This window comes from Acidobacteriota bacterium (genome assembly GCA_039028635.1).
Classification (GTDB): domain Bacteria; phylum Acidobacteriota; class Thermoanaerobaculia; order Multivoradales; family JBCCEF01; genus JBCCEF01.
In genome coordinates, this window is the sequence record JBCCHV010000044.1 from 1 (window position 1) to 23,071 (window position 23,071).

15 protein-coding genes, 2 rRNA genes and 1 riboswitch are annotated in these 23,071 nt (G+C 66.4%); of the genes, 9 read left to right on the forward strand and 8 right to left on the reverse strand.

What is annotated here, in order from left to right; translation table 11 throughout:
• Together AAF604_16960 and rrf are read left to right on the forward strand one after the other, a co-directional pair.
• Nucleotides 1–2,147 (forward strand): 23S ribosomal RNA (locus AAF604_16960); the annotation flags it as partial.
• A gap of 71 nt (nucleotides 2,148–2,218) precedes the next feature.
• Nucleotides 2,219–2,335, forward strand: a 5S ribosomal RNA gene (gene rrf / locus AAF604_16965).
• A 240-nt stretch (nucleotides 2,336–2,575) separates the two neighbouring features.
• Here rrf and AAF604_16970 read toward each other — a convergent pair.
• Nucleotides 2,576–3,382 (reverse strand): class I SAM-dependent methyltransferase, encoded by an 807-nt coding sequence (locus AAF604_16970; GenBank protein ID MEM7051364.1) that lies wholly within the window; start codon nucleotides 3,380–3,382, stop codon nucleotides 2,576–2,578.
• A 501-nt stretch (nucleotides 3,383–3,883) separates the two neighbouring features.
• Nucleotides 3,884–5,695: a TonB-dependent receptor gene (locus AAF604_16975; protein MEM7051365.1), complete on the reverse strand. Its 1,812-nt coding sequence runs from the start codon at nucleotides 5,693–5,695 to the stop codon at nucleotides 3,884–3,886.
• A gap of 103 nt (nucleotides 5,696–5,798) precedes the next feature.
• Nucleotides 5,799–6,021: riboswitch (cobalamin riboswitch) on the reverse strand.
• A gap of 196 nt (nucleotides 6,022–6,217) precedes the next feature.
• Here AAF604_16975 and AAF604_16980 point away from each other — a divergent pair.
• A complete protein-coding gene (locus tag AAF604_16980) occupies nucleotides 6,218–6,949 on the forward strand; it encodes a sulfite exporter TauE/SafE family protein (GenBank protein MEM7051366.1) in 732 nt (243 codons plus the stop codon).
• Between the two features lie 427 nt (nucleotides 6,950–7,376).
• On the opposite strand, the gene ahcY is transcribed toward AAF604_16980, so the two are convergent.
• The 4 genes from ahcY to AAF604_17000 all read right to left on the reverse strand — a co-directional run bounded on the left by ahcY (nucleotide 7,377) and on the right by AAF604_17000 (nucleotide 11,928).
• A complete protein-coding gene (gene ahcY, locus AAF604_16985; GenBank protein ID MEM7051367.1) occupies nucleotides 7,377–8,867 on the reverse strand; it encodes an adenosylhomocysteinase in 1,491 nt (496 codons plus the stop codon).
• Nucleotides 8,868–8,953: 86 nt separating this feature from the next.
• Nucleotides 8,954–9,931 (reverse strand): metalloregulator ArsR/SmtB family transcription factor, encoded by a 978-nt coding sequence (locus AAF604_16990; GenBank protein ID MEM7051368.1) that lies wholly within the window; start codon nucleotides 9,929–9,931, stop codon nucleotides 8,954–8,956.
• Nucleotides 9,932–10,049: 118 nt separating this feature from the next.
• On the reverse strand, nucleotides 10,050–10,520 hold the full coding sequence (locus tag AAF604_16995; protein ID MEM7051369.1) for an FxsA family protein: 471 nt from the start codon (nucleotides 10,518–10,520) through the stop codon (nucleotides 10,050–10,052).
• Nucleotides 10,521–10,641: 121 nt separating this feature from the next.
• Nucleotides 10,642–11,928, reverse strand: coding sequence for a hypothetical protein (locus AAF604_17000; GenBank protein ID MEM7051370.1), 1,287 nt, complete (start codon nucleotides 11,926–11,928; stop codon nucleotides 10,642–10,644).
• Between the two features lie 153 nt (nucleotides 11,929–12,081).
• Between AAF604_17000 and AAF604_17005 the strand changes: the two genes are divergently transcribed.
• Entirely contained in the window at nucleotides 12,082–13,695 is a 1,614-nt protein-coding gene (locus tag AAF604_17005) for a M20/M25/M40 family metallo-hydrolase (GenBank protein ID MEM7051371.1), read from the forward strand.
• Between the two features lie 403 nt (nucleotides 13,696–14,098).
• Nucleotides 14,099–15,667: a beta-ketoacyl synthase N-terminal-like domain-containing protein gene (locus AAF604_17010; protein MEM7051372.1), complete on the forward strand. Its 1,569-nt coding sequence runs from the start codon at nucleotides 14,099–14,101 to the stop codon at nucleotides 15,665–15,667.
• Here AAF604_17010 and AAF604_17015 read toward each other — a convergent pair.
• Together AAF604_17015 and AAF604_17020 are read right to left on the reverse strand one after the other, a co-directional pair.
• Nucleotides 15,657–16,529: a hypothetical protein gene (locus AAF604_17015; GenBank protein ID MEM7051373.1), complete on the reverse strand. Its 873-nt coding sequence runs from the start codon at nucleotides 16,527–16,529 to the stop codon at nucleotides 15,657–15,659. The two genes, AAF604_17010 and AAF604_17015, sit on opposite strands and share 11 nt — an antisense overlap.
• A 75-nt stretch (nucleotides 16,530–16,604) precedes the next feature.
• On the reverse strand, nucleotides 16,605–17,159 hold the full coding sequence (locus AAF604_17020; GenBank protein MEM7051374.1) for an RNA polymerase sigma factor: 555 nt from the start codon (nucleotides 17,157–17,159) through the stop codon (nucleotides 16,605–16,607).
• Between the two features lie 99 nt (nucleotides 17,160–17,258).
• On the opposite strand from AAF604_17020, the gene AAF604_17025 reads away from it, so the two are divergent.
• From AAF604_17025 to lon, 4 genes are all read left to right on the forward strand, one after another.
• On the forward strand, nucleotides 17,259–17,663 hold the full coding sequence (locus AAF604_17025) for a GntR family transcriptional regulator (GenBank protein MEM7051375.1): 405 nt from the start codon (nucleotides 17,259–17,261) through the stop codon (nucleotides 17,661–17,663).
• On the forward strand, nucleotides 17,660–18,514 hold the full coding sequence (locus AAF604_17030; GenBank protein MEM7051376.1) for an ABC transporter ATP-binding protein: 855 nt from the start codon (nucleotides 17,660–17,662) through the stop codon (nucleotides 18,512–18,514). Before AAF604_17025 ends, AAF604_17030 begins: the two co-directional genes overlap by 4 nt.
• Entirely contained in the window at nucleotides 18,511–20,388 is a 1,878-nt protein-coding gene (locus tag AAF604_17035; GenBank protein ID MEM7051377.1) for a hypothetical protein, read from the forward strand. The genes AAF604_17030 and AAF604_17035 overlap by 4 nt, the downstream gene beginning before the upstream one ends.
• A 119-nt stretch (nucleotides 20,389–20,507) precedes the next feature.
• A complete protein-coding gene (lon, locus tag AAF604_17040; GenBank protein MEM7051378.1) occupies nucleotides 20,508–22,988 on the forward strand; it encodes an endopeptidase La in 2,481 nt (826 codons plus the stop codon).
• The last annotated feature ends 83 nt before the right edge of the window (nucleotides 22,989–23,071 follow it).

Genomic DNA, 23,071 nt, shown 5'->3' on the forward strand with positions numbered 1-23,071 from the left:
GCTGGTTCTCCGCGAAATGCATTTAGGTGCAGCGTTGCGTGTTCAGCCATGGAGGTAGAGCTACTGGATGGGTAAGGGGGCCTACACGCTTACCAACCCCAACCAAACTCCGAATGCCATGGCTCCATAACGCAGCAGTGAGACCTCGGGGGATGAGCTTCGATGGTCGAGAGGGAAACAGCCCAGATCGCCGGCTAAGGCCCCTAATTCTGGACTAAGTGGTAAACGATGTGAGACTGCTCAGACAGCCAGGAGGTTGGCTTAGAAGCAGCCACCCTTTAAAGAGTGCGTAATAGCTCACTGGTCGAGTGGTCTTGCGCGGACAATGTAACGGGGCTCAAGTCCAGAGCCGAAGCCGCGGGCTCGAAAGAGCGGTAGCGGAGCGTCGATCTCGCAGTGAAGCGGAAGGGGTAACCCACCGTGGAGCGTGGTCGAGTGCGAATGTTGGTATGAGTAGCGAAAGAGGAGTGAGAATCTCCTCCGCCGGAAGTCCAAGGGTTCCTGGGGAAGGTTCGTCCACCCAGGGTTAGTCGGGAGCTAAGACGAGGCCGAGAGGCGTAGTCGATGCACAACCGGTTGATATTCCGGTACCACTACAAGCGCGTCAGAGCCAATTCCTAGTTGCTAAGAGGCTGGTTTCCTTCGGGAAACCGAATCGACCCACTTGGAGGCGGCTAGCGATGGGGTGACGCAGGAAGATAGGTGAACCCAGGCGTTGGTAGACCTGGGGTAAGCGCGTAGGGCGGGGATTAGGCAAATCCGATCCCCATGAAGCCTGAGACGTTATACCGAGCCGTTTAGGCGTAGTCACTGATTCTATGCTGCCAAGAAAAGCCTCTAGTCAGTTCTTGTAGTGCCCGTACCCGAAACCGACACAGGTGGACAGGTCGAGAAGACCAAGGCGAGTGGGTGAACTGTGGTTAAGGAACTCGGCAAATTACCTCTGTAACTTTGGGATAAAGAGGGCCACGTTAACGTGACCGGACTTGCTCCGTAAGCGTGAAGTGGTGGCACAAACCAGGGGGAAGCGACTGTTTACTAAAAACACAGGAGCGTGCGAAGCCGTAAGGCGCTGTATACGCTCTGACGCCTGCCCGGTGCTGGAAGGTTACGGGGAGCGGTTAGTCTTCGGACGAAGCTGCGAACTTAAGCCCCAGTAAACGGCGGCGGTAACTATAACCGTCCTAAGGTAGCGAAATTCCTTGTCGGGTAAGTTCCGACCTGCACGAATGGCGTAACGATCTGGGCACTGTCTCCACAAGAGACTCAGCGAATCTGTAGTACCGGTGAAGATGCCGGTTACCCGCATGAAGACGGAAAGACCCCGTGAACCTTTACTGCACCCTGGCAGTGATCCCCGGTGCGTTATGTGTAGGATAGGTGGGAGGCTTTGAAACCGGGCCGCTAGGCTCGGTGGAGCCAATGGTGAAATACCACCCTTATCGTATTGGAGATCTAACCCAGGCCCGTTATCCGGGTCGGGAACATTGTCAGGCGGGTAGTTTGACTGGGGCGGTCGCCTCCTAAAAAGTAACGGAGGCGCGCGAAGGTTCCCTCAGGCTGATTGGAAACCAGCCGTAGAGTGTAAAGGCAGAAGGGAGCTTAACTGCGAGACCTACAAGTCGAGCAGATACGAAAGTAGGCCTTAGTGATCCGGTGGTCCCGTATGGAAGGGCCATCGCTCAACGGATAAAAGGTACGCCGGGGATAACAGGCTGATCTGGTCCAAGAGTCCACATCGACGACCAGGTTTGGCACCTCGATGTCGGCTCATCGCATCCTGGGGCTGAAGCAGGTCCCAAGGGTTCGGCTGTTCGCCGATTAAAGCGGTACGTGAGCTGGGTTTAGAACGTCGTGAGACAGTTCGGTCCCTATCTCATGTGGGCGTAGGATACTTGAAGAGATTTGTCCCTAGTACGAGAGGACCGGGATGGACGAACCTCTAGTGCACCAGTTGTCGCGCCAGCGGCACAGCTGGGTAGCTAAGTTCGGAAAGGATAACCGCTGAAAGCATCTAAGCGGGAAGCCCCCTCTAAGATTAGGTATCCCTGAAGACCCCTCGAAGACTACGAGGTTGATAGGCAGGATGTGTAAGCGTTGCGAGACGTTGAGCTGACCTGTACTAATCGGTCGTTTGGCTTGACCATTATTCTTGTTAAATTAGCGGATCCTATCGCTTTGAATCCCAATTCAGTTTTGCTTTATAAAGATCGATTTTTCCGGTGATCTTAGCGAGGGGGAAACACCCGTTCCCATCCCGAACACGGCAGTTAAGCCCCTCAGCGCCGATGGTACTGCGCTGGAGACGGCGTGGGAGAGTAGGTCGTCGCCGGGAGCTATATCGAGAACGGCCCTTGAGAGAAATCTCGAGGGCCGTTTGTTTTTTGGGTCGCGGAGGGCGACGGCCTGCCGTCGGCGAGAGGATCAAGCCGGGCCGCGGTGACGCGACGTCGGCGGTACCTGCCGCAGTACTGCCCATCGGAGGTGTTCTCAGAGCCACGGGCGCGCGCTGCCGACTCGGGATTGCCGAGTCAGAGGACTTCTTGAGCAGCCGCCGACTCCCGATCCGCGCGGTTCAGTGTTCTCTGCCAGAGGATCGGCCGACGCGAGAGAAGAGCGGCGGCACGGGGTTTTCCGTCGCCAGCCAACTCGGCAGGCCGGCGATTTCTTCGCTCGCCGCTAGGGATCGCGGGTCCCGAGGATCCCGGCATGAGAAGACCAGGTAGAGCGGCTCGCCCCGGTCGGAATCGTAGCGCTCGATGACGAATCGTCCTTGGGGGCGATGGTGATTTGTCGCGCTGGTGGTCGATTCCCGCAGGCTCCAGGCCTCGACCTGTCGGAAGTGGGAAATCAGGCACTGCCACCATTCGCCGTCGCGCAGCCGACGGGAGGGGGAGAAGGTCGCAATGAATCGTCCGCCTTGGTTGAGCAAGCGGGCGGCTGTCGCCACCGCCTTGTCTGGTTCCTCGAGCTCCTGAAGAACATCGATACAGACCGCCAGATCGACCCCGCCCTCGGCGCCCAGCCTCTGCAGCGGCGGGAGGACGTCCGGTTTTCCGGTGAGGTCGCAGACTTCGAAGAGGGCACCAGCCTTGGAGAACCGGCGCCGGGCATAGCGGACGCAGCGCGGATCGACATCGATGCCCACGACCTCTTCGGCGCCGGCGAGCATCAGCTCGTCGCAGCCATAGCCGGTGCCGCATCCCAGATCGAGGGCCCGCTGCCCCCCGGCGCCGCGGGCCGCCCAGCGGTAGAGGGCGCGATGGGCCTCCAGGCGCTGCGAACGTCCCCTGGGCACGAGGAGCCGCGGGCTCATGGGGAGGCGGTGAAGGCGCCGATGGAGCCAGTCCATGGCGCGCTGGTGGAGTGAAGAAGCGCGCATCGTTGCCCGAATTGGTCGCGCCCCTGCGACGCAACCGTGGCAAAGCCCTACAAGACATCAAAGGATAGGTAATTATTCTACGGGATTCGCTTGAGCGCTGGCAAACTTGGGCCGCAGAGGGGGCACGGACGATGGCTTCGCCGGGGGCGAAGCCCCGGGCACGCACTCTGAGGCCGAAATTGGCGGTCGCCGCCTGTACGGTGGCTCGAGGCGAAGGCTCCGGTGAACCGGGAGCGGCAGGGGGTGATCTCCGAGAAGGAGACCAAGATGAGGTCGAAACCTCGGAAAGCCCGAGGCCGATCGGGTTCCCTCGATCGGCTTTCATTGGCAGTGGATAGCCCGCCAGCGCTCTGATCGGCCGGAGCGGGAAGGCCCGCTCGGCGGCCAGCGACGGGGGAGACGCCAACTCACGCCTAGCCCGAGAATCTCACCCGCCCTCCCGGCGAGATTCTCGAGCTGGCCGGGATGACAACGACCGGCCCTGGGTTACCGGTCGAAGAATCAGAAGCTCAGGGACACGCCTCCCGAGACGGTGCGGTCCGGCGCCGGGAAGCCGGCGGCTTCTTCGTAGGATTCGTCGGTGACGTTCTCGATCCGGAGGAACGGACTGGCCCAGGATCTCACCACCCAGGTGGTGGCGAGATCGAGGGTGGTGTAGGAGTCGAGCTCGACTCCGCCGAAATCGAAGCGCTCGCCGACGAATTGGCCGACGGCATTGAGGGTCCAGTCGCCGAAGCGCCAGGTGAGCAGCAGATCGGCGCTTTCCTCCGGCCGGCGCAGCAAGGGGCTGTCAGTGTCTCGGTCCTCGGCCTCGAGATAGGTCGCCGTCAACCGGCCGACGAAGCGGTCCAGGCGGACTGTGGCCTGCCCTTCGAGTCCCTGGCTGCGGGCCCGCCCGACGTTGAAGGGCAGGAAGGTCGGGGGCGCGAACTGGATGAGGTTCTCCTGGTCGATGTTGAAGGCCACCAGGCCCCAGCGCCAGGCGCCTCTTTCGCCGTCGATGCCGAGCTCGTAGCTCTCGGCCCGCTCGGCCTCGAGATCCGGATTGCTGAAGCCCGGAAAGTAGAGATCCGACAGGCTCGGCGGGCGGAAGCCCTCGCCGTAGCTACCCCGCAGGCGCCAGCCGTCGCCCAAGGCGACAACCGAGCCGAGGCGTAGATTGGTCTCGGAGCCGAAGGTGTCGGCGTCGTCGTAGCGCAGCCCGGCATCGAGGGTCACGGGCCCGCGCTGCAGGCGGAGCTGGCTGAAGGCGGCCCAGGTGCCCTGATCGACCGTCGGCAAGACCGAGAAGGCGTCCTCGCGCTCTGCCTCCTGCTCCTCCCAGTCACCGCCGAAGGCGATCCACCAGCTCCGGTCGTCGCTCTGCCTTCGGGCGACGGCGCGGGCACTGCTCGAGGTGGCCTCCGTTTCGCTGCCCGAGAAGGGGTTGTCCGGATTGCGCGCCACCAGGTCTTCGCTGTATCGGCCGAGGCGACCGTCGACGCTCCAGTCCGAGCTCGTCCAGGAAACCGGCAGTTGAATCTGGCGCCGCTCGCGAGCGTTGGTCTGATTGGGCGTCGGATCGCCGAAGAAGCCGAAGGGAACGCCGACCTCGGAGTCGGTGCCGCTCAACCCGAGACCAACCATCAGGTCGGGGCGAGCCTGCCACTCGGCACGCGCCGCCAGGTCGTCGCTGTCGAAGAAGTCGTTGTCCACCTGGCCATCGCCCTGGCGACTCTGGGCGCTGAGCTCGAGATGGACCGTGCCGACGTCGAGGCCGCCGGTGAAGGCGCCGCGGCGGTAGCCGTCGCCGCCACCCTCGAGGCGCACTCCGCCGCCTTGGTGCTGGGCCGACAGCACCTGCACGACGCCGCCGACGGCGCTGCCGCCGTAGAGGGCGCTGAACGGCCCTTTGACCGCTTCGATGCGCTCGACGCCGTGGGCCGACAGGCCAGAGAGGTCGACGGCGCCGAGGAAGGGATCGTTGATCTCGAGGCCGTTCCACAGGAACAGGGTCTGATTGGAGTTGGTGCCGCGGGAGAACAGCGACGTCACTTTGCCCGGCGAACCCGAGCGCACCACCGCCAGACCGGGGACCGTGCGCAGCAGGTCGAGCACTTCGGAGACCTGGCGATCGGCGATCTCCTGGGTCGAGATCACGGTGGCTGAGGCTGAGATTTCGCTTTCCGGCTCCTCATCGAGGGTCGCCGTGACGATCACCTCGGCGGAGTACTGCGGAATCAGGTGAGAGGTAGAGCTGGGGGGCGAGGTCTGAGCTGCCACACCGCTCGTCACCCCGACGAGGGCGGTCAGCCACAGAATGCTGCGACGCATGGTCGGCTCCTTCTTTTCGGTACTGCGCACGGCAGGGGGAGCCCAGCGTCGTTATCGCGAAAGGTCCTCACCCCGAGGTCGGGCCGCCTTGATCGTTCGGGCCCGGGTGCGCGCGAGAGGGGGCAGGTCTCCTGACTTCCGGATCGTCTTACTGGCGGGTCCTTCCCGTGCGGGCAACCGAACGCCGAGCGCTCGATCCCTCCCACACAGTGGGTCCTTCCCGCTTTCATCCCCGGTTACAGTGGCGGGGGCCGTGCCGGTCTCTCACCGGACTTCCCTTTTCAGGCCTGCCCTGGGAGCAGGCCACCACCTCTCATGGGTCTGCAAAGATCGTGAAACGGATTCCGGGCCTCGCGGTCCGGCCCGTCAGTCTACCGAAGCCACCTTGGCGCGACAACCGCGCCGGGGTCGCGGCCGTCGCCGAGGTCTCTCGGCACTGGTGAGGCTGAGGGAGCCCCGGAATCCGACCGACGGCCGTGCCACCGGCAGGTGGTGACAAGCTCGGGCTAGAATCGCTCCACCTTGACCCTCTTGCTCCTCCTCTTCGGAGCCGGTCTGATGGCTGGGGCGCTCAACGTCCTGGCCGGTGGCGGCTCCTTCCTCACCCTTCCGATTCTGATCTTCGCGGGGCTGCCGCCGACCGTAGCCAACGGCACCAACCGAGTCGCGATCCTGCTGCAGAACGTCACTGCCGTCTGGGGCTTCGATCGCCGTCAGCTGATCGATCGCCGACTGGCCGCTCAGGCGATCGTGCCGGCGCTCGGTGGAGCACTCATCGGCACCGCCACGGCCTTGGTCGTCGGGGACCTGGCCTTTCAACGAATCCTCGCGGTGCTGATGATCGTGATCGTCCTGTGGAGCTTGTGGGGCGAGAACCCGCCGGCGGGGGAGCGGCGCCTTTCGCGCGGCGGTACCGTCGCCGCCTTCTTCGCCGTCGGCCTCTACGGTGGCTTCGTGCAGGCCGGCGTCGGCTTCCTGCTCCTCGCCGTGCTGACTCGCCTGGGCCTCGACCTGGTGCGCGGCAACGCCCTCAAGGTGCTGGTGGTGCTGTGCTTCACGCCCCTGTCGCTGGGTCTCTTCGCCTGGCAGGGAAAAGTCGATTGGACCCTGGGCCTCGTCCTCGCCGCCGGCAACGCCCTCGGCGCCTGGATCGGCGTCCACCTCACCGTTTGGGCCGGCCACCGAGTGCTCCGCGTCCTCGTTACCGCGGCGATTCTGGTGTTCGCGGTGGTGTTGTTTCTGCAGAGCGGGTAGCCGATTGCTCGGCGCCCTCCGGATGAAGGGTGAGGGTGCGCAACGCGAGACGTTGTCTCGGGGGTGAGGCCTGGCCGGCTGAGGTGCACGAAACAGGCGTGGGTTGCAAGGGAAGACTTCAGAGATCCCACTTGGCAGACTTTGGTGGCAGAACCGACCGCGCCTCCGGATGGAGGGTACGCGCCGCGAGGCGCTGTCTCGGGGGTGAGGCCCGGGGTGCTGGTTGAAGGGAGAGGTGAGCCCTGTTGCAGCAAGAAGCCGGGTGCTAGCTCAGCACCCGGCTCCCGAGGGCGAATCCCGAGGCGGCGCCGTCGGCGCCGAGGACGGGGGTGAGCCCACACGACATGTGCGTGTGGGCGAGGGGGGCGCCTTTAGCCCCCCTGAGACGAACGAACTATCGAACTAGTCGCAAGCTTTCAGCTTGCGACTAGTATCGATAGTGCTCGGGCTTGAACGGACCGTCCGCCGAGATGCCGAGGTAGTCCGCCTGGTCCTTGGTCAGGCGGGTGAGCTCGACGCCGAGGTGGTCGAGGTGCAGGCGGGCGACCTCTTCGTCGAGGTGCTTCGGCAGCACGTAGACCTTGCGCTCGTACTGGTCACTGTTCTTGTGCAGCTCGATCTGGGCCAGCACCTGGTTGGTGAAGGAGGCCGACATCACGAAGCTCGGGTGACCGGTGGCGCAACCGAGGTTGAGGAGCCGACCCTCGGCCAGCACCAGCACGCTGTGGCCGTCCGGGAAGACCCACTCGTCGTACTGCGGCTTGATGTTGACGGTGGCGATGCCGGGCAGCTTCTTGAGACCGGCCATGTCGATCTCGTTGTCGAAGTGACCGATGTTGCCGACGATCGCCTTGTCCTTCATGCGCGCCATGTGGTCGGCGGTGATGATGTCCTTGTTGCCGGTGGCGGTGACGAAGATGTCCGCCGTTTCGATGACGCTCTCGAGGGACTTGACCTCGTAGCCCTCCATCGCCGCCTGCAGAGCGCAGATCGGATCGATCTCGGTGACGATGACCCGGGCGCCCTGGCCGCGCAGCGACTGGGCGCAGCCCTTGCCGACCTCACCGAAACCGCAGACCACCGCCACCTTGCCGCCCATCATCACGTCCGTCGCCCGGTTGATGCCGTCGACCAGCGAGTGGCGGCAGCCGTAGATGTTGTCGAACTTGCTCTTGGTGACCGAGTCGTTGACGTTGATCGCCGGGAACAGCAGGGTGCCGTCCTTGGTCATCTGGTAGAGGCGGTTGACGCCGGTGGTGGTCTCCTCGGAGACGCCGCGGATACCGGCCGCCATGCGGGTCCAGAACTGGCCGTCCTTGGCGAGCTGGGCGCGCAGCACGTCGAGGATGACGCCCCACTCCTCGGGCTCACTGTTGGCGTCGAAGGCCGGCACGGCGCCGGCGGCTTCGTACTCGACGCCCTTGTGAATCAACAGGGTGGCGTCGCCGCCGTCGTCGACGATCAAGTCCGGGCCGGAGCCGTCCGGCCACAGGAGGGCCTGCTCGGTGCACCACCAGTACTCCTCGAGGGTCTCTCCCTTCCAGGCGAAGACCGGCACGCCGGTGGGCTCGTCGACGCTGCCGTCGGGACCGACGACGGTGGCGGCGGCGGCGTGGTCCTGGGTCGAGAAGATGTTGCAGGACACCCAGCGCACGTCGGCACCGAGCTCCACCAGGGTCTCGATCAGCACCGCCGTCTGGACGGTCATGTGCAGGCTGCCCATCACCTTGACGCCGGCCAGCGGCCGGTCGTCGCGGTGGCGCTCGCGCAGCACCATCAAGCCGGGCATCTCGTGCTCGGCGAGGCGGATCTCGCGGCGGCCCCAGTCGGCCAGGCTCAAGTCGGCGACCTTGAAGGACGGCCGTCCGGCCTCGCGGGCGATGTCGAAGGCGTGGCGGGTGGGAGTTGCGGTTGTCATGCTCGAAGTCTCCTCAGAGCCGGCCCGCAGGCCGGCGGTTTCGACCGATGAAGGTTTGAAGGTTCGATAGGTGGTTGAAAATCGGATCACGAGGGACGAGGACGGTCGGGGTTGCCGCCGCACCTCGCCGAAAGCACAAAAAGACTGGGACCCTTGGCCCGCGGATCGGGAGTCGGGGTGACGCGCCGAATGGCGTCGAAGCCGGCGTCCTCGAGCCAGCGATCGAGCTGGGCGGTGGCGAAGCCGAGCCAAAGATGGCCCATCTCTTGGCGGTACTGGACTCGATCATGAGGCAGCATGTCGACGATCAGGAGCTGACCGCCGGGGGCCAGAACGCGCGCCACCTCGCGCAGTGCCGCCTGCGGGTCGGCGACGTGATGCAGTACCAAGACGAGGAGCGCGGCGTCGAGCTCGTCATCTCCGAGGGGCAAGGCTTCGAGGCGGCCGCCTCGCAACTCGACATTGCCGTGGCCGGTCACTCGTTCAGCCGCTGCGGCCATCATCTCCGGGGATTCGTCGACGGCGATGACGCGCCCCACGAAGGGCGCCAGGGCGGCGCTCGCCTGGGCGGTTCCGCAGCCCAGATCGCCGACCGTCCAGCCGGGGTCGAGAAGGCCGAGCAGGGGGCCGAAGACGGCCTGCTCGCCGAACAGCTCACGGCGCAGCCGGTCCCACTCGCCGGCGGTCGAGGAGAAGAACTCTTTCGAGCGGGTCCGCCGCTCGGCGAGGACGGCGATCAAGCGCTCGCGGTCCTGGGCCGCCGACGGCAGATCGGCGATCTGGGCCCGTACCAGGCGCCAGAGGGAGCCGGCGTCGGCGGTCAGAGCGGCGTCCATGCTGTAGTGACGGCTGGTGCCGTCGCGCCAGGAGGTCACCCAGCCGCCGTTGCCGAGGACCTTGAGATGGCGACTGATGGTCGATTGCGGTTGCTGCAGGACGGCGCAGAGCTCTCCGACGGTGAGCTCATGCTCTTCGAGCAACACCAACAGGCGACCGCGGGTGGGTTCCGAGAGGACGCCCATGCGGTCGAAAATGTCGGGTCCGGCGCTGGTGATTGCAGTCATTAATCCGTCCATCCGGATTAATTGTTGAATACGTAGGCGGGAATGTCAAGGTGCTGCGGTGAGGAAATCCCACGGGGGGCGATCCGCGGCGGTTGAAGGCGGCCGGTGCGCCGTGATCTCAGGGCTCCGGAAGGCGACGGGGCGGCTCCCGAGGCTCGCCCCGCGGGGCCGGGTCGACGACCTCGTAGTCGACCTCGACGGCGCCGGGATCGCTGACCCTGACGCGGGTGAAGCGGCGGCCGAGAGCTCGCACCAGAGCCTGGGCGGCGCGGCGTCGGATCGCCGGAGCCAGGAGCAAGAAGCCGGCGATGTCGGTGAGCAGACCGGGAGTCAGGAGGACCGCCCCGGCGAGCAGAATGAGGGCGCTCTGGGCGAGCTCACGGTGGGGAGGTTTGCCGGCGGCGAGGGCCGCTTGCAGGCGCCCGAGGGTGGCGAGCCCCTGGTGGCGGGCGAGGGCGGCGCCGAGGATGCCGGTCAGCACGACCAGAGCCACCGTCGGCACCAGGCCGACCCGCTGACCGAGGGTGACCAGCAGGGCGAGCTCGATCAGCGGAACGGCGATGAACAGCAGGGCGAGGCGAAAGAACATGGCTCACTCTCGCCCCCGGCTGGCGGCCTCGTCAAGGGATTCGTCCGCGGAGACCGGATTTCGGCGGTCTCCGCAAGCCATTCGAGGGAGAAGCTTCGGCTCCTCCGTCAGGTGGCGCCCATCAGGGGGCGACGGCGGGTGAGACCAAGCCCTGCGGAATCTTGACCCGAGCATTCGCGGCGCCTTCCACGAGACGGCCGGAGATCCCGAAGTCGTCGTCCGTGTAGCCCTCCCAGGCGGCCATGAAGTCGCCATTGGGTGCCGTGGCGAGGGCCAGTGACTGGCTGGCCAGACGGTGCTCGTTGAGGCGAATAGGGTCGCCCGCCGGGCTGCCGTCGGCGTTCAGGCGGAGGGCGTTGGCGGAAGACTGGAGGTCCCCCATCCAGGCCAGCCAGCCGGCCACGAAGGTACCGTCCGCGGCGGCGTCGACGGTCGGGTAGGCGTGGGCGCGATGCTCGCCGCTGCTGATCTCCAAGACCGGGCCTCGAAAGGCCCCATCGGAAGCGATCACCTGACCGAAGATGCGGTAGTGCAGCGGCTCGTCGATGGCGCCGTGCCAGACGGCGAGGAAGCGATCTCCGCTGGTGGCCACGGCCGGTGAGCTCTGCAGGTCGGAGCTTTCCGGGTGCAGCTCGAAGGAGCTCCCGAGGGCCTGGCCGCGGGCATTGAGGAGGCGGCCGCGGGCGTTGCGATCGTCGTCGTTGCGGGTGGCCCAGACGATCAGGTGGACACCGGCGTCGGTGCGCGCGATCTGGGGGCTGCGGGCCCGGCCGCCCTGGCCGTCGTCGATGCGAATCGTGCCGCCGGCGGCCGCTCCGCGGGCGGTGAAGCGCCGACCTTCGATGGTCTCGCGGCTGGTCTCCGGGTCGTAGCTCTGCCAGGCCACCAGGAAGGCGCCATCGGAGGCCATCGCCACCTGTGGCCGGCTTTGCCAGCCGGCGCGCTCGCGGTGGACTCGGAAGCGCGCAGCGGCTGGCGTGCCGTCGGCATGGAAGCGCTGGCCGAGGACATCTTGCTCGAGTACGGTGATCTCTTCGTGGAAGATGGCGGCGCGCATGTAGGAGCGCTCCTCGGTCCAGAAGAGGTAGAAGTCACCGGAGGGGTGGAGGGCGATCGCCGGGTCCCGTCGCACGAAGATGTAACCCTCGCCGGGGTTGCTGTCGAGCATGCGGTTGCCGACCAGGAGGATCTCGTCCGAGGCGGCGCCGTCGGCCGGGAAGTAGCGCGCCGAGAGGCCGTGGCGCAGGTTGCGCCACACCATCAGGCAGCCGCCGTCGCGGTCGTAGGCGACGGTGGCCTCGCGCTGCTTGGCGTCGGCGTTGAGGTTGACGCGGAATTCCGGGGCGGCGGCGAGCGAGGTGGCCATCAGGGTGGCGATGGCGAGAGCGCATACGCGGGCGAGTGTCATAGGGCCTCTCCGGGTAGGAATCGACGTTGGATGCTCTTTGTCTATGTGGTTTTGACATTGTAGGAGCGCTCTGGGATGGGGTCAACCGGCAAACGCGTATGCTTGACCCAGGGACGCGCCCGACACAGCAGCCTCCACTAAAGGAGTGATTCGATGGCCGAAGCTCAACGGTCCAACCCCGCCGGTCCCATCGCCGGCGCCCGCCCCGCGTGCTGGGGGCACAGTCGCTGGCGACAGCTTGGGGGTGCGATTCTCCTGCTCCTCGTCGGGCTGCTGTGCGCTCGGCCCGCGCCGGCGGCCGATGAGCCGCCGGCTCTCGCCGCGGCGCGCGAGTATCGGAGCGTCCACGGCAGCGAGATTCTCCGCGAGCTCGCCGAGCTGGTGCGCTTGCCGAACGTTGCGGCGGACCGGCCAGCGATTCGCCGCAACGCCGCATTTCTCGAAACGGCCCTGACCCGACGTGGCCTGGCCGCCGAAGTGATCGAGCTCGCAGACGCGGCGCCGATCGTCTTCGCCGAGCTCGAGACTCCCGGTGCCCAGCGCACCCTGCTCTTCTACGCCCACTACGACGGTCAGCCGGTGGACCCCGACCAATGGCGTCACGGAGCCTGGGAGCCGACCCTCTACAGTGCCGCCATGGAGGCTGGAGGGCGGCCCTTTCGGTGGCCCTCGGCGGAGGAAGAGATCGACCCCGATTGGCGTCTCTACGGGCGCTCGACGGCCGATGACAAGGCGCCGATCATCGCCTTGCTGGCGGCCCTCGATGCCCTCGCCGCCGCCGGCCTCGAGGCGAGCGTCAATCTCAAGGTCTTGCTGGAGGGAGAAGAAGAGGCCGGCTCGCCGCACCTGGCGCGCTATCTCGACCATCTCGGGGAGCGTCTCGCCGGAGACCTCTGGCTGTTTTGTGACGGGCCGGTGCATCAGAGCGGGCGTCCCCAGCTGTTCTTCGGGGTGCGTGGATTCTCCGGTCTCGAGATCACCGTCTACGGCGCCAATCGTTCCCTCCATAGCGGCCATTACGGCAACTGGGCGCCGAATCCGAGCGAGCGCCTGGTGCATCTGCTGGCGTCGATGAAGGACGAAGCCGGGCGAGTGACGGTGGAGGGGTTCTATGACTCGGTGGTGCCCATCGGGGAGGCTGAGCGGCAGGCTTTGGACGAGGTGCCGGAGTTCGAAGCGACCTTGCGCCACGCTCTCGGCCTGGCCGAGTCGGTCGGTGAGGAGCGCTACAACGAGCGCCTGCTGTTGCCTTCGCTCAATCTGCGGGGCCTCGCCGGAGCAACCGTCGGCGCGACGGCGCGCAACGTCATCCCGTCGCAGGCGACGGCGTCGATCGACCTGCGCCTGGTGCTCGGCAACGATCCCGACGAGCTGGCGCAGAAGGTCGAGGACCACATCCGCCGCCAGGGTTACACCATCGTGCGGGAAGCTCCCGACGACGAGACCCGCCGAGCCCATCCTCGACTGGCGCGGGTGGTTCGTCAGGGTGGTTACCGAGCGGTGCGCACGGCCATGGACCTGCCGGCCGTTTCGGACCTCGTCGCCGCTGCCACCGCGGCCGCCGGCGAGCCGGTGGTGCGGGTACCGACCCTCGGCGGCTCGCTGCCTCTCTACCTCTTCGAAGGGCGGCCCTTGATCGGGGTGCCGATCGCCAACCACGACAACAACCAGCATGCGCCGAACGAGAATCTGCGGCTGGGCAACCTCTGGTACGGCGTCGACTTGATGGCGCTGCTGCTGACCCTGCCGCCGGCTGGCGCCGAATAAAAAAAGAGCCGGCAGGGGGGCCGGCTGGGGACAACGAATGGGCTGCTTGCCAGCCATCGAGGCGCGGAGACCCGCGAGGCTGGCGCACGAGGGTTTTCTACCGCGCTGGCGGGGTCGTGGCATGGAGCTCACAGGGCAGTGTTGTGACAGTGCGGCTCTGACCTTTATTGTCAATATTTTAGAAATGCAAATTTCGTTGATATTTGAGAGCGGCAGATCCGCGCTAGACTGCCGGTCGTAGGGTTGGATCAAGTCCCCTGCCCTTCTCGTTTTCAGCGCGACGCTCGTCGCGGAGAGACTAACGAGAGCCCAGGCGGGGAGCGGATTTCCATGGCGGAGGCGGAGTAGACGGCCAGTCAGACTCGCCACAGGTCGACGAGCTCTAAATTCCTCAGGGGGACATGTGCGCAAGGTAGGGATCTTTGGCTGGGGCATCATCGCCCCGCGATCGGCCGATGTGAACGAGTTCGCCGACAACCTCGCCGGCTCCGAGAGCTGGCTGTCGGCCTTCGATGGCTTCGGCCCGAACAACTTCCTGGTCGGCGATCCGAAGTTCGATTTCGCCGCCTACAAGCCGTGGGTCGATGAGCGCTTTCCGCCCAATCGCTTCCCACAGTTGGTCGACAAGATGGATCCCACCACCCAGTTGGCGGTGGGCTCCTATATTCAGGCGTTGCGTCAGAATCCCGGCCTCGAGCAGGAGCTCCAGGCGCTCGGGACCGAAGCCCACGTCTATATCGGCACCGGCCTCGGGGCCTTGCCCACCATCTACGACGTTTCGATCGCCCATCATCGCGCTCAGCGGCGCTGGAACCGATTCTGGGCTCAGCCCGAGCGCAATCGCGCCCTCGCCGATCATCTCGCCGATCCGGCGGCGACCCCCTTCGAGGTGCCGGCCTCGCCGGAGGGCCTCGCCGGCGAGGAGCGCGAGCTCACCGCCGAGCAGTGGGACGCCTTCTGGATGACGTGTTCCGATGGCCTGGCCGAGTTCCTCGACGAGCTGCGTGAGATCGAGGCCCTGCGGGTCGAGGGCGATGTCGAGTCGGGCAAGATCCGCTTGATCAAGACCAAGCGTCGTCGTCTCGCTCGCCTCAAGGCTCACTGGGGGGCGCCGCAGCCACCTTGGGAAGCGGTTTCCCCCAATCTGCTGTGGAACATCCACAACTCGCCGGCGGCGCAGGTGTCGATGCTAGGGCAGATCAAGGGCCTGGCCTTCGCACCGGTCGCCGCTTGCTCGACCTTCGGCGTTTGCTTGAAGCTCGCCATCGACACCATCGCCCGTGGTGAGGCCAAGGCGGTGGTGGTGGGGGCGACCGATCCTCCTCCCCACATGTTGACCGTCGGCGGCTTCTACAACGCCCGGGTCAGCTCGGCCGATGCCAGCGTCTCGAAGCCTCTCAGCGAGCTGCGCGGCACTCACGTCGCCGGCGGCGCCGCCCTCTGGATCGTCGGCGACTGGGAGCACATGACGGCGCGGGGCTTCGAGCCCCTCGGCATGGAGCCGGTTTCAGTCGGCGTGTCGGCCGACGCCGATCACATCATCACGCCTTCGAAGGAGGGGCCGCGAACCGCCGTCACCCAGGCTCTCGAAGGTGCCGGAATCGGGCCCGACGACGTCGGCACCTGGGATCTCCACGCCACCGCCACCCCCGGCGACTACCTCGAGGTCGAAGGCATGCGCGACGTCTTTCCCGACTCGGTGCTGGTGAGTGCCCGCAAGGGAACTTTCGGGCACGGCATGTCAGCCTGTGGCGGCTGGGAGCTGACGGCGCAGTACCTCGGCTACGCTCGCGGAGAGCTCTACCCGACGCCGTTGGTGGAGAGCGAGCTCAACGAGGAGATCGCCGAGGTCCACCGCTGCTTCGTCTTCGACCGGTCGGTGGCGGCACCGAGCAACTATGCCGGCAAGCTGTCGATGGGAATCGGCGGTATCAACGCCTGCGTCGTCTCGCGTCCGCTGGTCAAGGAGTGATTTCGAGGGCGTAGCTGCGCAGCAGCTGCCACTCGCCATCGCCGGTGCGGCCGCGCAGCTCGCCGCGTAGCAGCCCCGGCGTCAGCAGCTCGCGATCAACCAGCGCGGTGATGCGGCCGTTGCCCTGTACTTCGAGGCCGTTGACCCGCACCTTTTCATTGCCATCGCCGTCCAGCAGGCGGAGCTGGAGCTCGCCGTAGTCGGCCTGGTCCTCCGGGGCGTTGAGCTCGAACAGGTGGAGCTCGCTGCCGGGCCGCAGGGCGAGCTGGTTGGCGATCGCCGGCTCGCCACGCTGCACGCCGTCGGCGAGGAAGGTGACGGCGATGTTGGCGGCGGTGGTGAGGTCGCCGCCGGCGCTTGCCGCGAGACGATCGAGGGCGTCTTCCTTCTGCTGCTCGACCGCTGCCAGTTGCTGTTCGACGGCCTGCTTGTCGTCCGCCAAACGCAGGCCGTTCTGCCATTCGTTGAACCAGCCGCCACTGGCGACCAGCGTCATCAGGCCGGCGGCCATCGCGGCCGGCAGCCACGAGCGGCGCGCCGGCTGCGCCGCCGGGAAGGGCACCACCTCCGGGGCATCGCTGAGGCGCGCCAGGCTTTCCTTCAGCAAGGCGATCTCTTCCGGATCGGCGAGGCGCTCGATGAGCTCGCCGTCGAGGCTGGTGGCATCCCCGAAGACGTGGGCGACGAGCTCGGCGGTCGGGACCCGCTCACCGAAGGTCTTGCCCACCCGCCAGGTCTCCACCAGATCCCGCCGCAGCTCCGGATCCGCCGCCAGCGCTTCGGCGACGGCGGTGCGCTCCTTCTCTTCGAGGGATCCGTTGAGATACCAGGGTAGGAGCTCGCGAATTTGGTCTCGGTCCATGTACCAATCCTCGTACGGAGAGAACCTTCGTCAGGAAGGTTCCTCAACCCTCTAGGCGTTTCGGTGTCACAGCCGTTACGAAGAACTGTGATCGAGCAACTCGGAACGGAGCTCGTGGGCCCGTTTCCGGCAGCGCAGCACGCGCACCCGGAGGGTGCCCTCGGCGACTCCCACGGAGGCGCTCATCTCGCGGTAGCTCAGGCCCCGCAACACCATCGCCCAGAGTTGCCGACAATCGTCGGAGATCTGCCCGAGCACCCGTTGCAGCAGGTCCTTCGATTCCTGCCGTAGCTTGGCGCCGCTGTCCGTGAGGATGGTCTCCGCCTCCCACTCCGGCATGGCGTCGAGGTCGGCCCAGTTCCAGCGGCTCTGGGAGCGGATGCGGTCGAGGCAGGTGTGGCAGACCACTCGCCAGAGATAGGTCTTGAGGGACGACTCGCCGCGGAAGGTGCCTTGACTGAGCAGTCGGGTGACCTCGAGTCGAACATCTTGCAGCACGTCGTCCCAGGAGCTCGCCAGGCGCCGACGGTAGGGCTGGGCGGCGTGACGGATCCAGCCCTCGACGGAGGCCACCGCGGTGGGTTGGCCAGCGAGGTAATCGTCTGCCAGTTGGGCATCTTCGGGGCGCATGAAGACCGGATCCTTTCGCGCCGATGCTGTCGAACGCCAACCCCAGAGTCAAGGGCGGTGCTTGCGGATCCGAGTCGGCTGTACTAATGTACTAGTGTAATGGTACACCCTTCGAAGGCGGACTGGCTTCCGCGTCTCGATCTCGCCAGCTCGGTGCCGCTCTACGAGCAACTCGTCGAGCAGGTCGCGCTGGCGGTGGCGGCCGGGCACCTGTCGCCGGGGGATCCGCTGCCGTCGGTGCGGGTCTTGGCGTCGACTCTGCGCATCAATCCCAACACCGCCGCTCGCGCGGTGCGCGAGCTGGAGCTGCGCGGCCTGGCCCTCGCCCAGCGAGGGGTCGGCACGGTGGTGGCTGAGGGCGCTCCGAAGGTCGCCCAGGAGCGTGCCCGGGAGCTGCTGAGGCGCGATGTCTTGGCCCTGGTGACGGTGGCCCGCCGGCTGGGTTTCGAGGAGAAAGAGCTGATGACTGTGGTGGGCGCAGTTTGGAAGGAGCACGAGCCATGAGGTGGTTGATCGATGCCGATGGAGTCGGAAAAGACTATGGACGCTCAACGGCCCTTGCAGGAGTCAGCTTCGGCCTTTCGCCTGGTGAGGTAGTGGGCTTGGCGGGTGCCAACGGTGCCGGCAAGAGCACCCTCTTCCAGTTGGCGATGGGCTTTCTGGAGGCCGATCGTGGTCGCCTGGCGGTGCTCGGAGGGGATCCTCTGCAGCGGCGTCACCTCGGCCGGGTGGGCTGGATGCCGGAGCAGCCGTCCTTTCCTCGAGGGATGCGGGTGAGTCGCTTGCTCGGCCTGCAGCGGGCGACCTTCCCGACTTGGGATCCTGCCCTTTCGAAGGAGCTCGAATCCCGCCTCGAAATCGATCGCCGGGCCGTCGCTTCGGCCGTTTCGCGTGGCCAGAAGGCGCGGATTGCGCTGCTTTGTGCCCTCGCTCATCGGCCCCGGCTCTTGCTCCTCGATGACCCCACCCTCGGGCTCGACCCGGCGGCGCGGCGACTCCTGCTCGGTGAGCTTCTCGGAGCGGCCGTCGAGACCGGCACCGGGATTCTGATCAGCTCGCAGCTGCTCGCCGAGATCGAGCCCGCCCTCGATCGTGTCTTGGTGATCGATCGCGGTCGCCTACTTCTGGATGAAGAGGTCGAAAGTCTGCGGGCCCGCTGGCGGCGCTTGGAGTTGCCGTTGGGCGCGGATCTGCCGGCGGACCTGCAGCCGCTGGTGACTCGCGAGGCGGTGTTCACAGCCTGCTGGGATGCCGAGACCTGGGCTCACTACCGCCGACTGCACCCGGAGGCCAGCGCTCGCCCCGCCGGTCTCGAAGACATCTTTGTGGCCTTGACCCAGGAGTCCCCCTCATGACCGCTGCTCTTCACCTGCTCGCCTTCGAGCTCCGTCGTCACCTGCCGGGCTTGTTGGTTTGTCTCGGGGTGTTGTTGTCGATGCCCCTGTTCCACCGTTGGCTCGAGGGGCACTGGGACTTTTGGTCGGGCGATTGGCCCTTGTCCGTGGCGGCTCTGGGCTTCGGCCTGATGCTGCCCTTTCTCGCCCTCAGCACCGGCCTCGGTACCTGGGCCGCGGACCGCTCCCGGGGCACTCTCGGCTGGCTCTATGCCCGCCCCGTCGGCGGGGTGTTGCTGTTCTCGCTGCGGGTGCTGGGTGTCGTTCTGGTGGTGGGGATCTTCTTCGCTGCGGTGATGGTGATCACCGGTCTCGGGGTCGGGGGGCTGTTGCGAGACCTCTTGAACCTGACCGAGCTGGCGGGCTGGGTGGTGCGTGTCGGCCTGCTCTTGACACCCCTACTGGGAGCCATCGGTTTGCTGGCCTCGAGCCTCGGCAGCGGCCCTGGGCGGGCCGTCTTGATCGCTCTAGGGGTCCTTTTGCTGCTGGCGCTGGTCATTCCTTGGGTGGCTACTTCTCAAGGCACCCTGCCGGTGCTGTGGTCGAGCGGCGAACCTCTGCTGCTGCAGATTCTGATCGCAGCCGTCGGGGTCGCAGCCGCGGTACTGGTGCTGGCCGCAGGGCGAGCGGTGCGCCATTCGCCGTCCGATGCCAAGCGTGCTCGCCGAGCTCTCTGGGTGTTGGGTCCGGGGCTGCTGTTGCTGCTCGCCGGTCTCCTGCTGGCGGCGCGGGTCCCTCTACTTCCCCGGGGCGATGAGGTGCTGGCGACTCTGCCCATGGGAGGCGATCGGGAGCTGCGATTCGTGCCGGCCCGCGGTCTCGACCATGCCCTCGCCCGCCCCTTGCTGGTGGCGGAAGATGGCAGTGCCTCGGTGGTGAGCGACCTGTTCGTGCCGGTGGGCAGCGTCTTCGCCGATCCCGGGGGAGGCGGTGCGATCGTCGCCGACTACGGCGAGCTCGTCGAGTGGCGCTATATCCAGCCCGGCGGAGCCGTCGACCGGTTGCAGTTGAAGGGTCGTCGCCAACCCCCGATGACTCTACCGATCGGCTGGTCGCCCGACGGTCGACGGTTCGCCTGGCTGACCTTCGAGGCTCGCTCCTTCGTCTCCCAGGGTTTGATGGTCTATGAGGGTTCTTCAGAGTTGCGCTGGGTGCCCTTCGCGTCGTTCCTGCCCTATGCGACTCGCGCCCGTTGGTGGGATTCGGAGCACTGGGTGGTTCTCGACGACCCGGCAGCGCGGCCCGAGCGTTGGCGCATCGTTGCGCTCGACGGCGAGGAGGTGCGCGGTCCAGCGGTGCTGCCGCCGCAGGTATCCCTGGGCCACGCCAGCTTGCCCCATCGATTGGTTGGCTTCCGGTCCGGGGAAGACTCGTCTTGGGCTGTCGAAACCCGTCGCGCCAGTCACGCCACGCCGCGCTTCGGCGACCACTGGTTGGCTCGCCAAATTTCCGGAGAGGGTCGAGGCTGGGTGCTGGTGGCTCCGGACGGCAAGCTCGAGCCCTACCCGCATCTTTCGCTGCGGGGGTTCGTGACCGTCGGTACAACCGCCGAGGGAGCTCCCTTGCGGGCCACCGCGGAAGGTGTCATCGAGCGTCTCGACCGCGAGGGGGGCGCCACCGAGATCTGTCGCTTTCCCACCCGGGCGGGCTGGTTCGCCGGCTTCCGGGGGCCCTGGGCGGTGTGGTTGGCGCGGCGTCCTGCCGAGCTCCGGCTGGCCTGCCAGGTCGAGACCGGAGAGGTGCGCACTCGGCACATCGAAGGGCCGGCCGGGTTGTTCGAGGGCTTTGCCGAGTGGGAGAGGTATCCCGCGATCGACTTCGACCCAGAAGCTTAGTGGGAATTTGTTAGATCCTTCTTCGGTTGTGCTCCATCGACCGCTATATCCGGGCGATTTCGATCGGATATGAGTTGATGAAGCTTAGATTTTAGAGCCAGCCGGCGGAAGGAGTTGGAATGTCCGAAAGTATGACCCTCCCGGTCTTGCCTTTGCGGGACGCGGTGATGTTTCCTGGGGTCACGGTCCCCGTGGGGGTGGGGCGGCCGGGGACCTTGAAGGCTATCGAGGCGGCGATTCGGAGTTCCGAGAAGCTCATTTTCGCCGTCGCCCAGCGACAGAACACCGAAGAGGTCGGGCCGGAGGGCCTCTACACCATCGGGACGGTGGCACGGATCGTTCAGCTCCAGCGCGGCCTCAACGGCTCGCAATTGTTGGTGCGCGGTGAGAGTCGGGGCATCGCCCTGCGCCTCTCCGAGCACGACGGCTACCTCCAGGCGATCGTGCGCGAAGCCGAGGAAATGGGCCCGATCGATAGCGAAGACGCCGCCTTCGAGGCCCTCTACCGCGAGTCTCGGGAGCGTGCCGCCGAGCTCGGTCGCCGCTCCGGTCTGCCGGATGAGGTGGTCGACCAGGTGATCGACACGGCCGACGAGCCGAGTCGTTTCGCTGACCTGGTGGCGGCCTACACAGAGATGCCGATCGGTGATCGCCAGATGCTGCTCGAAACCCTTTCGGTGGAGGAGCGGCTGCGGCGGGTGCTGGTGCAGGTGCAGCGCCAGATCGGTGTCCTCGAGGCCCAGGAGAGCATCAAGTCGAAGGTTCAGGAAGAGCTCGGCGACCGCCAGCGCGAGATGTATCTGCGCGAGCAGCTCAAGGCGATCCAGCAGGAGCTCGGGGAGGACGACGGCGGCGGCGACCTCGAAGAGCTCAAGGAGAAGCTCGATGCCCTCGAGCTTTCCGAAGAGGTGCGCAAAGAGGTCGATCGTGAGTACTCCCGGCTGTCGCGCATCGGTCGCGAAGGGATGGAATCGCAGGTCATCCGGACCTACCTCGAGACCATCACCGAGCTGCCCTGGAACGAGCGCACCGCCGAGCACCTCGAGATTCCGCAGGCGGCGGAGATTCTCGACGAGGATCACTACGGTCTCGCCGATGTCAAAGACCGCGTGCTCGAGTTCCTGTCGGTGCGGGCGCTGCACGACGAACGCCAGCGCCGCGCCGGCGAAGTCGAGGCGCCGGCCGACGAGGCGCCGGCCGAGCAGGAGGCCGAGGGCCAGTCGTCGGCTCCCACCGTCGAAGGGCGCAGTCCGATCCTGCTGTTCGTCGGCCCGCCGGGAGTCGGCAAGACTTCCATCGCCAAATCCATCGCCCGCGCCATGGGGCGCGAGTACGTGCGCGTCGCCCTCGGCGGAGTGCGCGACGAGGCCGACATTCGCGGCCACCGCCGGACCTATGTCGGTGCAATGCCGGGCCGCATCCTGCAGGGCATGAAGCAGGCCGGCACGCGCAACCCGGTGTTCCTTCTCGACGAGGTCGACAAGCTGGGAGCCTCCTTCCAGGGCAATCCCGCGAGCGCTCTTCTCGAGGTGCTCGATCCGGCCCAGAACGACACCTTCACGGACCACTACTTGGGGGTGCCCTTCGATCTCTCGGAGGTGCTCTTCATCGGTACCGCCAACTTCATCGAAAACATTCCGGCGCCGCTCCTCGACCGCATGGAGGTGGTCGACTTCTCCGGCTACACGGAGGCCGAGAAGCTGGAAATCGCGCGCCGCTACCTGCTGCCCCGGCAGCTCGAGCAGAACGCCCTGACCGGTGAGCAGCTCGAGGTGCGGGACGAGGCCGTCTCGACGCTGATCTCGGGCTACACCCGGGAGGCCGGCGTTCGCCAGCTCGAGCGCGAGCTCGGTCGTCTCGGCCGCAAGGTGGCGCGGCGCTTCGCGGCGCGCGAGGCGGAGGGCCTGGTGGTGCTCGAAAAGGACGACATCGGCGAGCTGCTGGGACGACCCAAGGTGCATCCCGAGCGGGCGGCCCGGGAAGACCAGGTGGGGATCTCGACGGGCATGTACTACACCCCCGTCGGCGGCGACATCATGTTCGTTGAAGCGGCCACCATGGCGGGCAAGGGGGAGCTGGTGCTGACCGGCCAGCTCGGCGACGTGATGAAGGAATCGGCGCGTGCCGCCTGGTCCTTCGCGCGCTCCCACGCCGCCGCCCTCGGCATCGACGAGGAAGCCTTCAAGGCCGATGTCCATCTGCATGTGCCGGCCGGCGCCATCCCCAAGGACGGTCCCTCCGCCGGCGTCACCATGGCGACGGCGCTGGTTTCCCGCCTTTCGGGACGGCCGGCGCGCCACGACGTCGCGATGACCGGTGAGATCACCCTGTCCGGTCGGGTTCTGCCGATTGGCGGGGTCAAGGAGAAGGTGCTCGGCGCGGTGCGCGCCGGGATCAGCAAGATCTTGCTACCGGCCGCCAACGAGCCGGATCTCGAGGATCTGCCGGAAGACGTTCGGCAGCAGATCGAGGTCTATCCGGTGCAGGACCTCGGCGAAACCCTCGCCCTCACCTTGCGCGGTGCGTCCTTCGAGGACGGTCGCCTGTTCTTCCCGGAGTCGCTCTCCGGCGGCGGCGACGCGGTGCGCCTGTCGCACTAGCCCGACCGGAGTTGCAGAGAGTGCCCCCAGCCCGGCTTTGCCGAGCTGGGGGTTTTTCCGTTGGGGCCGGCGGCTGCCGGCCT

Coding starts and splice junctions, on each gene's coding strand:
- AAF604_16970 (MEM7051364.1), bottom strand. CDS start 3,382: ATGCGCGCTTCTTCACTCCACCAGCGCGCCATGGACTGGCTCCATCGG.
- AAF604_17030 (MEM7051376.1), top strand. CDS start 17,660: ATGAGGTGGTTGATCGATGCCGATGGAGTCGGAAAAGACTATGGACGC.
- AAF604_16975 (MEM7051365.1), bottom strand. CDS start 5,695: ATGCGTCGCAGCATTCTGTGGCTGACCGCCCTCGTCGGGGTGACGAGC.
- AAF604_16990 (MEM7051368.1), bottom strand. CDS start 9,931: ATGACTGCAATCACCAGCGCCGGACCCGACATTTTCGACCGCATGGGC.
- lon (MEM7051378.1), top strand. CDS start 20,508: ATGTCCGAAAGTATGACCCTCCCGGTCTTGCCTTTGCGGGACGCGGTG.
- AAF604_17035 (MEM7051377.1), top strand. CDS start 18,511: ATGACCGCTGCTCTTCACCTGCTCGCCTTCGAGCTCCGTCGTCACCTG.
- AAF604_17015 (MEM7051373.1), bottom strand. CDS start 16,529: ATGGACCGAGACCAAATTCGCGAGCTCCTACCCTGGTATCTCAACGGA.
- AAF604_17000 (MEM7051370.1), bottom strand. CDS start 11,928: ATGACACTCGCCCGCGTATGCGCTCTCGCCATCGCCACCCTGATGGCC.
- AAF604_16995 (MEM7051369.1), bottom strand. CDS start 10,520: ATGTTCTTTCGCCTCGCCCTGCTGTTCATCGCCGTTCCGCTGATCGAG.
- ahcY (MEM7051367.1), bottom strand. CDS start 8,867: ATGACAACCGCAACTCCCACCCGCCACGCCTTCGACATCGCCCGCGAG.
- AAF604_17020 (MEM7051374.1), bottom strand. CDS start 17,159: ATGCGCCCCGAAGATGCCCAACTGGCAGACGATTACCTCGCTGGCCAA.
- AAF604_17025 (MEM7051375.1), top strand. CDS start 17,259: ATGGTACACCCTTCGAAGGCGGACTGGCTTCCGCGTCTCGATCTCGCC.
- AAF604_17005 (MEM7051371.1), top strand. CDS start 12,082: ATGGCCGAAGCTCAACGGTCCAACCCCGCCGGTCCCATCGCCGGCGCC.